Genomic DNA, 13,433 nt, shown 5'->3' with positions numbered 1-13,433 from the left:
GTACGCGCCATTCTCAGTACAATAATTCAACACCTTTGCAATCTACTCGCTCAATTCGATGATAAATCACTACTAAAAATTCAAAAAATGACATCATAACAAGCTAATTTAAAAGGCATTTATCCATTAAACATAAAAAAACACTATCCAAATAAGAAAACTGTGGTTAGATTAAAAATTAAAACTAAAAAGCGAAGGAGAGAGGCATGGAAATTATCGTACGTCCAACGACCGTCGAAGACGCAGCGGCACTCGTAGAAATCTATTCACAACCAAAAGCACAACGTGAAACCCTGCAACTCCCAAAGCCTTCGCTCGCGATGTGGGTGGAAAGATTGTCAAACATACCTGATGGTGTTTATAGCTATGTCGCTGAAATTGATGGTAAAGTCGTCGGAAATATTGGCTTTCACCACTCTCTACGTCCAAGAACGATGCACACGGCATCGTTTGGCATCGGAGTACATGATAGTTTCCACGGACTCGGTATTGGTAGCAAATTGATAGAAACAGTCACTGAACTAGCAGATAACTGGTTAAATGTGAGAAGAATTCAGATAGAGGTCAATGCCGATAACGACGCCGCCATTGGGCTTTATAAAAAGCATGGATTTCAAATTGAGGGTGAAGCGATTGACGGTTCCTTCCGTGATGGTGAATTCATCAATACCTATTACATGGCGCGCATCAGACCAGGCCAAAGATAAAACAAAGCCTCCTACTAATTGGAGGCTTTTCTTTTTAAACTTCGACTCACTTTCGTAAGTAAGCCAACGCTCTGCGAGTCAATGCTTCTGTGTAGGGATTGATCTTCCAGTGGTCGGGACTCCAACCTTTCACAAATCGCTGAAAGTCTGCCCAAGCCACAGCAAACAAAGGACGCCACTCACGCTCGACTTCATTAGGGTCAAGATTCGGTTGATAGACAATTAGCGCGTGTTGCAACTGAGCAAAATACGTATCCAAAACCCAAACTTCCATCTCTGCACAACGTTCTGGCTTAACGGCGCTACTCATAAACAGTGCCACATCTTTCATTGCACACCCACATCCAACGTATTGAAAGTCAACCGCAACAACGCTTGATTCTTCTTCATCAAAACAGAAGTTCGCCAATTTGGCATCACCGTGTACTAGTGTTTTAAACTTAGCTTGCGAAAGCGTTTGATCAATCAATTGAGCCGCATTTTGTAGCTCAGTGTCTTGCAATGCTTCAAGCTCGTCGGGTCTGGTTGCTAAGTGCCAGTATGTTCCGGTATGCCACAACTTATCCGAACGAACATCGATGTATCGCGCATGAAAGTTCGCCAACCAAGTGAGGCAGGCTTGTAGATGCTCTAGCTGTGCATCTGTGATGACTTTTGGAAAGCCCACCTCGGCGAGATCTTCCATCACAATGAGCCATTCATTCTCCGATTGGAACGTTTTTAGACCTTGTGGTACTCGGCAGCGAGTATCCACCCCTCCGGAAAAATACTCATACCAATTCACTTCCACCTGATAAGAGTGCAACTTTCTTTGATGAGAACGGTCCGTATTCCAGCCTCTAGGATGCTCTGAAGGCTTAGGGAGTTTTACATGCTTAATGATCACTGAACCAGTAGAATAAGTAACTCGGACTAACTCCCCATAGCCTCCCCATAGCGATTGTATGACTTCTACAGAGCGGTAATTACCGAGATTGAGTTCCTGGCCAATATTTTGGTAGCGTTGGTGGTTGTTACTCATCATGTGAGCAGATGTGACCACGTTTGGTTCTTCTCCATGTAGTGAATAACATATGGGCAAACTGGTTTGATTTGATAACCGAGTGACTCAATTTCTGGCAACACCGCTTCCATCATCACTTTTCCGTACCCCTTACCTCGCAGTGCTTCAGGAACAACCGTTGATGTAATGTGCATGACATTACCCTTAAGCTGATAAATCACCTTGGCTTTATAACCCTGCTCTAAATCAACCCAGAATGTACTATTCGTGGTCTCATGAGTTACTTTATGCATATCTTGCTCTCTAATTTTTGTTACAGATTGATTGAATCAAACTATATCACTGAATAAAATCGATACCATGCGAGAGTGCTGCTTCGCCTCACGCGATTACCTTCTTACATCAGGTACGACAATTATAATGAGAAATATGAGCCCAATTGCCAGAGACGGCAAGCTACCTCTGCAAAGCAAGAAGGCACCAGAACGTCAGGCAAGTACATTAAATAGCACCGATGCAATGGCAATGGTCGAACACGGCAGTGAAGTGAGCTTAAACGTCACCACCCCCGTTGGTACAAAGTTTATTACAACCAGCACATTTGTTGGCTGTCACTCAAATAATACTGCATTGATAGAGGTTCCGAACATCTCCGATGAAGACTTGAAGTTCTATTTTCAGGAAGGCTTTTGGATCAATGTAAAAGCCTACTCTCATCGAGGTGAAGGGGCCGTTATCCCATTTCGGGCCCAATTGCAGCATCGACTAGGCGATCCGTACCCAATTTTGGTGCTAGACCTACCCAACACTATGCAGGTCTTTCAGCTTCGCAAAGAAGTGCGTTACGAAGTAAATTTGAGAGCGCGTGTTTGTTTAGAAGCCTATCGAACTGAATGCGAAATAAGAGATTTATCTCGTAGTGGCTGTCGTTTTGTAACATCACCGATGAGCCGACCACTTCAGGTTGGTGACCACGTTTCATTGGATCTAACGATGCCCGGAGAAAGTCGTATGCTAGCGCCGTTGCGAGGTCGTATTTGTAATTTACAAAAATCAACGCACTATGCTCGCTACGGAATGGAGTTTGATGAGGTTGGTAAAAACAACGCTAAAAACCTCCTCAGTCACCTCAAATTTGATGGTACTAAGCTCACACTAAAAAGATAGATTTGATCACCCCTATCGCTTATCAAGAAGCTTTGAAGTGCTAGAAAACAAGAAACCCCTTACTTTTCAGTAAGGGGTTTTTATTTACTAAGAATAAGGCAGTATCTTAGATAAGAGTCATGACTTAGAAGTCGTAACGTAGACCTAGCGCTAGCTCATCTTTTTCAGCCGCGCCTTCGTTATCCATTAGATCGAAGTTGTATGATGCGTAGCCACGGAAGTTAGGCTTGAAGTAGTAAGTTACATCAACAGCTAGGTTTTCTACAGTATCTGCGTCTTCTAGTTCACCTTTGTTGAACGTAGAAGTGAATACAGTTTGACCCATAGTGTAAGCAGCGGCTAGTTCGTAGCCTTTGTAATCAAAAGTCTTACCTGCAACATCCATATCCGCGCCAGTGTAGTTACCAGCGAAGTAGAAGTCACCTACAGAGTATGCAGCTACCAGCATGAACTCATCGCTGTCGTTTTGATCTGCGTAACCAGCACCTAGTTCAAAACCAGTGTTAGCAAACGCGTAAACACCAGATAGAGAGAAGCCATCTTCCTCGTTGTCTGTAAAGCCTTGTGCATCTGTTGTGCGATCAGCAAAACGGTAGCTAGCGCGTACAGCTAGTTGCTCGAATTGGCCTTTGTAAGACAGCATGTTATCTGTACGGTCAGAAACAGGCAGTTTAAGTGCTGCTGTGTTACCGTGGTAAGCCATAATGTCAGTAAAGTCAGTAAGAACCACTAGTGCGCCGTCGTTTTTACCGTAAGTTACTTCACCGTATTTGCCACCCAGACCTGCATAAGCGTAACGAGTTTCAAGATCACTATTGTTATCTACGGCACCTTCTTCTTTTGTTTTGAACTCACCTTCCCAAAAACCAACGCCGTATAGGTTTTCATTGATTTCCTGTTTGCCTAGGAAGTTAAGACGGATGCGAGTACGGTCTTCTGCCTTACCATCCATCATAGAAAGACGCGCTTCAGCGCGGCCGCCCATCTCAAGAGAAGTGCCATCTTGGTTGTATAGTTCTGAAGCGACAACTTGAGATCCTGATGCCATTAGCGCCACTGCTACAGCTAAAGTTTTTAATTTCATTGTTATTTTCCATATCATTGTTTTATATGTGTTTTCTCACCAGAAAAACAGGACTTTTCTGTACCAACGAGAAAACTGGCGGCATAGTAGCAGCTGTTATTTTTCACGCAACGTGTTGAATAAACAGCACTTATAGAAGAAAACACCACTTAAAATGACGATATGAATACCTCTCAACCATCAAGTTATCGGTTGAGTTAAAAAAAATGTTCGCGTCAAAAAAAATTGACGAAAAAAATGTAAAAACAATATCACAAAACGTGATATTGCCCGCAAAAAAATCTTGTTAACTGACTGTTTTAGATAGACTTATTGATAATAAATCCGATTATTACAAACAAAAAAATCCCTGAGCATTCACTCAGGGATTTAGAGATTTGATAAGTAGATGATGAATTAAAGCTTAAAGAAACTTAATTGCTCTTTCTGCTTCTCTGCAAGTAATGAAAGCTCAGTACTCGCACTTGCACTTTGGCTGATGCCCGCTACGTTTTGGTTTACAAGCTCCGACATGTTAACCACGTTGCGATTGATATCTTGAGTAACTTGAGACTGCTCTTCGGCTGCGGTTGCTACTTGCGTGTTTGAATCGTTGATGTTGGCGACCGACTCGGTAATTCCAACCAACGCTTCATTCGCTTGTTGCGTCAGCTCGTTGTTGCGGCTAAGCATATCAAGGCTGACTTGCATACTGTCATTCGCCAGCCCAGACTGCGCTTGAAGCTCTTCAATGATCGTTTGGATCTCTTGTGTCGAGTCTTGAGTACGAGCTGCTAGCATGCGTACTTCATCAGCTACTACCGCAAAACCACGACCAGATTCTCCAGCTCGCGCCGCTTCAATCGCAGCATTCAATGCTAGCAAGTTGGTCTGCTCAGATACGCCGCGAATCACTTCAATAACATCGTTGATCTGTACAGATTGCTCTTTTAGACGCAAAACAACTTGCGCTGCATCGTTCAATGCTTGAGACATTTGCGCACTTGCTTCCGCACTTTCTTGGAAGATGGCCAAACCTGATTGAGCAAGTCCATCAGCTTCACGCGCAGTTGCGTCAGCAGAGGTCGCGTTATCACTCACATTATTCGCAGTGCTTGCAAGCTCATTAACCGCAGATGCAACTTGCTCGATCTCCGCCAACTCTTGTTGAGCGTTCGCTTCCGCTTGCGTCATTACCGCAGCTAATTCGGTCGATGCAGATGCAACTTCCTCACTAATACGGGTTAACTGGTCCACAGTGTTGTATAACTGCTCTGCGGTTTGGTTTACATCTTTGCTCAGCTTAGAGATCTCATTGTCCCCATCGACATCTGCACGTACTGATAGATTACCCATTGCTAACTGACGCATCACTTCTTGCAGCTTTTGGATTGGTGTAACAATCATGCCAGATAGGAACCAAGCGCCTATCAATGAGAAAGCAAATACCGCTAAAACCGTCAACATAGCGTTATTTTGCACACGTTCATTTTGCTGATGACTTCTGATAGTAGATTGTTCAGCTTGCTCGTTTACATGCTTTGATAGTGTGTTAATTTGTTGGACCATTTCTCGGCCAACATTGCGATACTCTTTGACAAATGCACGGTACTCGCTATCCGATTTCAAACCTTGATCGTATTGGTTGAAGAAAGCAACTGAGCGCTCTGAATATCGCACATAGGATTCAATTGCTTGGCGAACTTTAACGGCATCGTCACGGAATAGATTTCGGGCTTCAATTGCACTTAAATCGGCATCAACTTGCTTTAAGCCTTCTTTCAATTCGGTTAGAAAATTCTCACGACGAGAAGCATCGTAAATAGCGTAAACCGCGCTTATGCGCAGAGGGTAAATTTGGTCGTCAATACTCGCCAATGTGTCTTTGTGAAAAACCAAAGATTCTTGGTTGGAAGCAATAACATCTTGCTCTGCTTGAAGATTGTTTTTAGTAATCCAAAGAGCAATAAACAAAACAATCGCGGTAAATAATACCGGAACCAAAATTTGCGTTCGTACTGACAAATTTTTCAGTGATAACTGCATGACAGGGCCTCAGTTGTATGCGTGATGTCTATATCCAAACAAACTCGAGCTGTGCTTATAACAACGTTACTTTTCGGCAGTTTGAATATCTATGCTTCCTTGCGACGGGATAAATCCCAGACGAATAAACAAGTGGCGAATATTAGAGGTCGATCACACTTTTGTCTAGTACAAAAACTCTCCATTTTCAATCTGTTATTGACAATATCCCGACAGTAGCGTCGGGATATTGTCGTTATGATAAATTATGATCACTTATGATGAGATACATTCACATTTAGGACGGTTTCAGCCTATTTTCTCAACGAATTGAGCTTAGCTTGAGCAAGGCCAAAAATGGTATCGATTGGATAAGAACCTTCATCAGTTGGCTCACCAGCAACTTTCCCCGTAAACAATTCGATAGCTTCAGTAACATGGCCAATCGCCCAAATATTAAACTCACCTTTTTCGACTGCTTTCACGATGTCGGAACGAAGCATTAGATTGTGAACATTAGAGCGCGGAATAATGACCCCTTGCCCGTCATGACGACCTTTAATTACACACACATCATAAAAGCCTTCGATCTTTTCGTTTACGCCACCAATAGGCTGAGCTTGACCAAATTGATTCATCGACCCTGTTATCGCAATGTCTTGTCGGTTTGGTTGCTTTGAAAAAGCAGACACAACCGCACATAACTCAGCCATGCTGGCACTATCACCATCAACACCACCATAAGATTGCTCAAAGGTAATGGTGGTCGTTAATGGCACTCGTGCCGTTTTACCAAATACGGAAGATAAGTAGGCAGACAAAATCATCACGCCCTTAGAGTGAATACTGCCACCCAAATCCACGCTGCGCTCGATATCGATAACATCCCCATCACCGTAACACGTCGTCGCTGTGATGCGATTCGGTGCACCAAACATGTAGTCACTAGTGCTCAATACCGAAAGTGCGTTGACTTGGCCTACGGCTTCTCCTTCGGTGCGAATCAGCGTTGTGCCGTTAATAAAGGTTTCCATTACGTTATCGCGTAATCGGCTTACTCGCATTTCTTGGTTATTGAGCGCCTCTTCAACATGCCCAATACGAATCATGTTGGAGTTGGCTTGACGAGCTACGTAGTTCGACTCTCGAAGCAAGTTGGCGATATTAGCCGAATGTAGAGATAGCTTGGATTGGTCGCCAGACAAACGTGAGCTGTATTCGATGATTCGAGCAATGGCTTTGCGATCGCAATGCAGCATATTGTTGTCATGCACCACGCTAGAGATAAAGCGCGCGTAATGCAGCTCAGACTCCGGCGTACGTTTCATTTCGTCTTCGAAATCTGCCGTCACGCGGAACAACTCGCTGAACTCTGGATCGTAATGTTGGAGTAATTGGTAAGTTCGGTAATCACCAAATAAGATGATTTTGATATCAAGCGGAATCGGTTCAGGATCGAGTGATACCGCCCCCGTCAATGTGACTTCTTTTTCTAGAGACGTAAAACTCAATTGACGAGCACGCAATGCGCGCTTCAAACCATCCCAAACGTAAGGCTGTTCAAGTACTTTCTGAGCATCCATTAATAGAACGCCGCCATTCGCCTTATGCAAGCTCCCTGCGCGAATCAGCGAGAAGTCGGTAAACACCGTTCCCTTGAAAGTGGCAGTCTCAATCGACCCGAAGAGTGAATGATAGTTGGGGTTTTCTTCAACAACGATAGGAAATTCGCTGCTTTTACGGCTTACCAAGACGTTCACTTTATAACGACGTGGCAATTTTTTATCCAAGGATGCCGTCGCAATTTCGCCTTGCTCGCCACTTTGGTCAAGGAAGATATCTGCGTTTTCAACAATATCTTTTTGCAGCTCAGTTAAGTAGGTTTTGATTTCGGAATATTGCGCGTAATCCACTTTGAGTTTTTTGATGAAGTGAGTAATCACATCAAGTGTCACTTCATCATTGAGCTTTTTGATTTTATCGCTGTATGTCTCTTCCCACTCCGTAAGCTCACGAACCATCGAGCGCAATCTCACTTCGAGTTCATCAATAGCATCGCTGAATTGCTCTTGTTCTTTTTTGCTTAGTACATCAAAAGACTCTTCCGTATGAAGCTCATCACCGTTCATGGCGACAAACTGATAATCCCCCTGCGTAGTCAGTGTTAGGCTGATGCCCTTTTCTTTTGCCTCTCGACTAATACGATCCAGCTCGTTTTGTTGCTTAGCTGCCAATTGATTTTTTAATCGCTCAGCGCGGCTAAAGTACATTTCATTGTCGAATGCTAGGGGTAAAGCATTCAATAATTTGCCCATTAAAGCTTCAATATCAACACGTAGCTTATTTCCGATACCACAAGGCAACTTTAATACCTTTGGTGTACGGGTATCCTCAAAGTTCGCAACGTAACACCAATCAAACAGGGCTGCTGCATCGTGCTGGTGACGATTCAGATAGCGCAAGATCATGGTGCGTTTACCTAGCCCATTCTGACCAATGGCGTAGATGTTATACCCTTTCTCTTTGATGGACATCGCAAACTCGACCGCTTTTTGCGCGCGCTCTTGGCCCACGATTTCATCAATTGGAGGTAACTCCTTGGTCGACTTACATGGCATATTCTCTAGATCTGCTACAGAATATAGCTGCTTAGCTTCCAATCTTAGTATTGCCATATCCACTTCCTTTTTTCTTATTTTCGTTATTTGAGTGTAGAGATTATTTGCTTAATTTTAAGTGATTTACCTTCCACCCTAGATTGATTGGACATTTTATGAACACATAAGTGATATTAACACGCACTTGCAATTGATAATCAATTTCATTTAATATCTAAACAAATCAAATGTTGTGGAGATGGATATGAATATTGAGCAATGCTGGATGCGCTACTTAAAAGCGGAGCAACTGATGGAACAAGGCCATTGGCCAGAAGCTCATCGTTTATATGACGACGTGCTCAACAATCTACCCAACCACATTCATTTAGCGCTAGAAAATGCACAAACTAAACCTTGCCAGTTTGTATGTCTCATTACGGGGCTTAGAGATGCCAGCGTGACGCAATCAGAGATTCTCAACAAACTCGGCTTACAACATGATGCGTTCTCAATACTCAATCAAACTTACGCGCTATTTCAATTTTTGCAGCTAGAGAGCCATGAACTGATTGAGCGCGTAGGTCACCTACTTGGTCAACAGAGCGAAGACTTGTTAGCTCACATGGCGGCATTTTGCTCTGCCCAACGTAATGCTCAATGGATGATAGAACTCGAGCACGTAACGCGCGCGCATGAGCAGTTCTTACATTTGCAAGCAATGAGTTCGGCAAAAGCTTCGCCTTCTCACCTGTATAATTAATCTAAAGCTCAAGCATTGAGGCCAGCTAGGTTTGTACTGTCCATTGCTTGAGTATCATTTGCTTTATCAACCACAAGGATCTGTGATGTCTTCTAAAACCATTCTTTCGGTGAACAACCTATCAGTCAGCTTTACGACAAACGATGGGATCGTCGATGCAGTAAAGAATGTTAGCTTCGATTTAAAAGCAGGCGAGACGCTGTCCATCGTTGGCGAATCTGGCTCTGGCAAGTCAGTATCAACCAATGCACTGATGAAACTACTGCCAGACAACGCTATTTTTCATGAAAGCTCATCCATCATGTTTGAGGGTAGCTCCATCTTGGATAAAACAGAGCGTGAAATGCAAAGTATTCGCGGTGATCGCATTGGCATGATTTTTCAAGAGCCGATGACCTCACTAAACCCGTACATGCGGGTGGGTATCCAAGTCGCTGAGGCCATCATGTGTCACCGCCCGGTCGACAGACGAACAGCAAAAGCAAAGGTGTTAGAGCTGTTTGAATTGGTTCATATGCCAAACCCAGAAAAAGCGTACAACAAGTACCCACACGAATTTTCTGGTGGTCAATTGCAACGCATCATGATTGCGATGGCACTGATTAACGAGCCCGATATTTTGATCGCCGACGAACCTACAACAGCGTTGGATGTCACGGTTCAAGCAGAAGTGTTGCACCTGATTAAAGAAATTCAGGCTCAGATGGGCATGGCAATCCTATTTATTACTCATGACTTAGGCGTCGTAAAACACTTTGCAGACCGTGTCATTGTGATGTGTAAAGGAGAAGTCGTCGAAGAAGGCGAAACGCAAACACTCTTCGAGGACCCAAAGCACGAATACACACGTATGCTAATCAACTCGATTCCTAAAGGCAGTAAGGAGCCTATTAGCGAAAGTGCTACACAGCTTTTAAAGGCCGACGATATACGAGTCAAATTCTTGGTAAAGTCGCATTTTATTGCGAGCAAGAATGAGTACTTCGAAGCGGTAAAAGGCATTTCTCTTGAGCTTAAACAAGGAGAGACCCTCGGGATCGTTGGGGAGTCCGGTTCAGGTAAGTCTACACTCGGCCGAGCTTTGATAGGTCTACTGCCCTCAACTGGCAAAATAGAATATAAAGGCCAAGATATGGCCTTGCTGACAAACAAAGAACGTTTTGAGCTGAAAAAAGACGTTCAGATGGTATTCCAAGACCCTTATGGTTCGCTTTCTCCTCGTATGACTATCGGCGAGATCATCACAGAAGGATTAACTGTCCACCAACCAATGTTGAGTAAAAAAGAACGTATGCAGAAAGCACGCGACGTGCTCCGTGAGGTCCGCTTAGATCCCGCGTCCATCAACCGTTATCCGCACGAGTTTTCAGGAGGCCAGCGTCAGCGTATTGCTATCGCGCGAGCACTGATCCTTGAACCTTCGTTTATTCTGCTTGATGAGCCAACCTCTGCATTAGACCGCTCGGTGCAACTGACAGTGATTGACCTTCTGAAAGATTTGCAGAAAAAACACAATATTGGCTACTTGTTTATTAGCCACGATCTATCAGTAGTTAAAGCACTCTCTGATCGTGTTCTAGTCATGCAAAAGGGCGAGGTCATGGAACAAGGTACGGCCGAAAAGATTTTCCAAAACCCTAAAAATGACTACACGAAAAAACTGATAGATGCCTCATTTGATCTTGAAAACAGTGAAAATCAGCACAATGCGGCTTAGGTTCATCACAGTTTCATATTCATAAACTAGGATTAAGAAAAGGTGATAAATTCATCTTGTCTTAAGAATGGCGTAGCTGCCTTTCGGTTTGGCCGCCGAGACTGGTTGGTTCAAGGGTCAGACTTAGTCAACCTGGCTCAAATACTGGCAAACAGTATGAATTGAGTTCCCCCAACCATGAAAAATGCCGCGACACTGTCGCGGCATTTTTTTATTCTCAGAAGTTTCTAACAACTAGGGCATTAAATCGACTCAATACCCATATTATGTAACGTAAATGCATACACGTCTGTGGTGAGGTCAATTTGCTTACTCAGCGGCATTCCTGCACCATGACCGGCATTAACATCAATGCGTATCAATACTGGATTAGCGCCTTGCTGTTTGTCTTGCAGCTCCGCAATAAATTTGTACGAATGTGCTGGCACAACTCGGTCGTCGTGATCAGCAGTTGTCACCAAGGTAGCAGGATATTGCACGCCTTCTTTTACATTGTGAACAGGAGAGTAACCAAGCAAGTATTGGAACATCGCTTCACTTTGCTCCGACGTGCCATAGTCATACTTCCAGCCTTCTCCAGAAGTAAACGTGTGATAACGCAGCATATCAAGCACGCCAACCGCAGGCAGCGCGACTTTGAATAGTTCAGGGCGTTGCGTCATACACGCTCCAACTAACAAACCACCATTAGAACCACCGCGAATCGCTAGGCGATCCGAGCTAGTGTAGTCGTTTTCAATCAGGTATTCCGCCGCCGCAATAAAGTCATCAAACACGTTTTGCTTTTGCTGCTGAGTGCCTGCGTTGTGCCAGGCTTTACCGTATTCACCGCCGCCTCGCATGTTGGCGACAGCATATATACCCCCCAACTCTAGCCAGTTGGCTACATTGCCAGAAAACATTGGAGTAAGGCTGATGTTAAAACCGCCGTAACCATACAACATGGTTGGTGCTCTACCATCAAGTGCAATGCCCTTCTTGTATGAGATGATCATCGGAACTTGCGTGCCGTCTTTTGAGGTGTAAAACACCTGTTTTGATTCATACTCATTACGATCGAACGGTGCCTTTGATTCCTGAAACAGTGTCGATTCACCAGATTCGACATCAAATGAGAAAATCGTCGGAGGCGTCACGTAGTTAGTGAATGTGTAATAAAGTGTGGTTTCTTCTTTTTTACCCGCCAGACCATAAGCCGTGCCTTCTCCCGGCAATTGTACATCTCGAATCCACTCACCTTGGTAGTTAAACTGCTGCACTTTAGAAAGCACATCTACCATATAAGTCGCAAACAGATAACCGCCACCTTTGCTGATTTCTAACGGCTGTTCTTGTTCAGCAATCACGTCAGCCCATTGTTCTGTCTGAGTGTTGTAGCTGACAACTTTGCCATTCGGCGCGTCTAGGTTGGTGTAAAGCAGCAAGGTTGCGTCTTGGCTATCAATTAAGTAGGTGTCTCCTTGCGTTGTCTCGCGCAGCGTCACAATTGCCTGTAACTCAGACTGTAAATCAATATAAAACAGACGATTACCCGATGTAGATTCTGCGCCAGAGATAATGAGGAAGCGATCATCTGTCGTCGTCGTACCAGACACATAACGATGAACTTGCGTATCCAACTCACCGAAAATCACTTTATCTTCAGATTGAGGTGTACCAAGTTCATGATAATAAAGCTTGTGATGCTCAGTTCGAGCAGACAACTCGCTGCCTTGCGGCTTATCGTAGCTTGAGTAATAGAAGCCTTTGCTGCCCAGCCAAGAAATCGACGTAAACTTCGCATCAACAATCTCAGGCTCTAGCTGTTCTTTGGTTTCCGTATCAATGACAAAGATCTTACGCCAATCACTGCCCCCTTCCGAGATGGAATACGCGACCAAACGGTAGTCTTTAGAGAAGCTGACTTCGCCAAGAGAGGTCGTGCCCTCTTCGGAGAAAGTATTTGGATCAAGGAAAACCTCGGCTTCTCCCTCGCCTTTACGTCGATACAATACGCTTTGGTTTTGCAAACCGTCGTTTTTGTAGAAGTAGGTGTAGTCACCACGAACAAATGGCTGGGAATATTTTTCGTAGTTTTGACTCTTCGCCACTAAGTCACGGATTTGTTGGCGGTACGGTATCTGACCAAGGAAATCGAAGGTGACCGAATTTTGACCCGAAACCCATTGAGCGGTTTCTTCACTGCGATCATCTTCTAACCAGCGATAAGGGTCGGTAATGTCGTGACCAAAATAAGTGTCCACGACAGAATCTTTACGTGTTTTTGGGTAATGCATAACGTCCGTGTTACTCCGTTGTTTTTATTAAGTTGTTTATCTTCAATCGTTTTATTGCGGTGATTACCTTAGAGCACCCTATTTTGATTTCAACGACATTGTTTTAAATCTATGA

10 protein-coding genes are annotated in these 13,433 nt (G+C 44.0%); 4 read left to right on the top strand and 6 right to left on the bottom strand.

Going from position 1 to position 13,433, the window contains the following annotated elements; genetic code table 11:
* The first annotated feature begins 206 nt into the window (after positions 1 to 206).
* Positions 207 to 707, top strand: coding sequence for a GNAT family N-acetyltransferase (locus tag R8N49_RS19400; RefSeq protein ID WP_017820512.1), 501 nt, complete (start codon positions 207 to 209; stop codon positions 705 to 707).
* A 46-nt stretch (positions 708 to 753) separates the two neighbouring features.
* Here R8N49_RS19400 and R8N49_RS19395 read toward each other — a convergent pair whose 3' ends face one another.
* Together R8N49_RS19395 and R8N49_RS19390 are read right to left on the bottom strand one after the other, a co-directional pair.
* Positions 754 to 1,731, bottom strand: coding sequence for a phosphotransferase (locus tag R8N49_RS19395; RefSeq protein ID WP_132936476.1), 978 nt, complete (start codon positions 1,729 to 1,731; stop codon positions 754 to 756).
* Entirely contained in the window at positions 1,728 to 2,003 is a 276-nt protein-coding gene (locus tag R8N49_RS19390; RefSeq protein ID WP_005375124.1) for a GNAT family N-acetyltransferase, read from the bottom strand. Before R8N49_RS19390 ends, R8N49_RS19395 begins: the two co-directional genes overlap by 4 nt.
* Before the next feature lie 127 nt (positions 2,004 to 2,130).
* Here R8N49_RS19390 and R8N49_RS19385 point away from each other — a divergent pair, with 127 nt between their 5' ends.
* On the top strand, positions 2,131 to 2,877 hold the full coding sequence (locus R8N49_RS19385) for a flagellar brake protein (RefSeq protein ID WP_042521645.1): 747 nt from the start codon (positions 2,131 to 2,133) through the stop codon (positions 2,875 to 2,877).
* Positions 2,878 to 3,001: 124 nt separating this feature from the next.
* Here R8N49_RS19385 and R8N49_RS19380 read toward each other — a convergent pair whose 3' ends face one another.
* The 3 genes from R8N49_RS19380 to R8N49_RS19370 form a co-directional block, all read right to left on the bottom strand.
* A complete protein-coding gene (locus R8N49_RS19380) occupies positions 3,002 to 3,961 on the bottom strand; it encodes a porin (protein WP_064354918.1) in 960 nt (319 codons plus the stop codon).
* A 396-nt stretch (positions 3,962 to 4,357) separates the two neighbouring features.
* Positions 4,358 to 5,986 (bottom strand): methyl-accepting chemotaxis protein, encoded by a 1,629-nt coding sequence (locus R8N49_RS19375; RefSeq protein ID WP_005375120.1) that lies wholly within the window; start codon positions 5,984 to 5,986, stop codon positions 4,358 to 4,360.
* 293 nt (positions 5,987 to 6,279) lie between these two features.
* A complete protein-coding gene (locus R8N49_RS19370; RefSeq protein WP_042521651.1) occupies positions 6,280 to 8,640 on the bottom strand; it encodes a Lon protease family protein in 2,361 nt (786 codons plus the stop codon).
* Positions 8,641 to 8,827: 187 nt separating this feature from the next.
* Here R8N49_RS19370 and R8N49_RS19365 point away from each other — a divergent pair, with 187 nt between their 5' ends.
* Together R8N49_RS19365 and R8N49_RS19360 are read left to right on the top strand one after the other, a co-directional pair.
* The gene (locus R8N49_RS19365) at positions 8,828 to 9,325 is read left to right on the top strand and encodes a hypothetical protein (RefSeq protein WP_017635485.1); all 498 of its coding nucleotides are present in this window, start codon (positions 8,828 to 8,830) and stop codon (positions 9,323 to 9,325) included.
* 85 nt (positions 9,326 to 9,410) lie between these two features.
* Positions 9,411 to 11,042 (top strand): ABC transporter ATP-binding protein, encoded by a 1,632-nt coding sequence (locus tag R8N49_RS19360; RefSeq protein ID WP_186585106.1) that lies wholly within the window; start codon positions 9,411 to 9,413, stop codon positions 11,040 to 11,042.
* A gap of 242 nt (positions 11,043 to 11,284) precedes the next feature.
* Here the strand turns inward: R8N49_RS19360 and R8N49_RS19355 are convergent, their stop codons facing one another.
* On the bottom strand, positions 11,285 to 13,318 hold the full coding sequence (locus R8N49_RS19355; RefSeq protein ID WP_115386801.1) for a prolyl oligopeptidase family serine peptidase: 2,034 nt from the start codon (positions 13,316 to 13,318) through the stop codon (positions 11,285 to 11,287).
* Positions 13,319 to 13,433: the final 115 nt, after the last annotated feature.

This window comes from Vibrio sp. 1978 (genome assembly GCF_033344345.1).
Note: the sequence above shows the minus strand (reverse complement) of the source record. Positions and strands in the feature narration are given on the sequence as shown.

What these genes read in the sequence shown, in the direction of transcription:
- R8N49_RS19400 (WP_017820512.1), top strand. Translation starts at nt 207, where the DNA reads ATGGAAATTATCGTACGTCCAACGACCGTCGAAGACGCAGCGGCACTC.
- R8N49_RS19395 (WP_132936476.1), bottom strand. Translation starts at nt 1,731, where the DNA reads ATGATGAGTAACAACCACCAACGCTACCAAAATATTGGCCAGGAACTC.
- R8N49_RS19390 (WP_005375124.1), bottom strand. Translation starts at nt 2,003, where the DNA reads ATGCATAAAGTAACTCATGAGACCACGAATAGTACATTCTGGGTTGAT.
- R8N49_RS19385 (WP_042521645.1), top strand. Translation starts at nt 2,131, where the DNA reads ATGAGAAATATGAGCCCAATTGCCAGAGACGGCAAGCTACCTCTGCAA.
- R8N49_RS19380 (WP_064354918.1), bottom strand. Translation starts at nt 3,961, where the DNA reads ATGAAATTAAAAACTTTAGCTGTAGCAGTGGCGCTAATGGCATCAGGA.
- R8N49_RS19375 (WP_005375120.1), bottom strand. Translation starts at nt 5,986, where the DNA reads ATGCAGTTATCACTGAAAAATTTGTCAGTACGAACGCAAATTTTGGTT.
- R8N49_RS19370 (WP_042521651.1), bottom strand. Translation starts at nt 8,640, where the DNA reads ATGGCAATACTAAGATTGGAAGCTAAGCAGCTATATTCTGTAGCAGAT.
- R8N49_RS19365 (WP_017635485.1), top strand. Translation starts at nt 8,828, where the DNA reads ATGAATATTGAGCAATGCTGGATGCGCTACTTAAAAGCGGAGCAACTG.
- R8N49_RS19360 (WP_186585106.1), top strand. Translation starts at nt 9,411, where the DNA reads ATGTCTTCTAAAACCATTCTTTCGGTGAACAACCTATCAGTCAGCTTT.
- R8N49_RS19355 (WP_115386801.1), bottom strand. Translation starts at nt 13,318, where the DNA reads ATGCATTACCCAAAAACACGTAAAGATTCTGTCGTGGACACTTATTTT.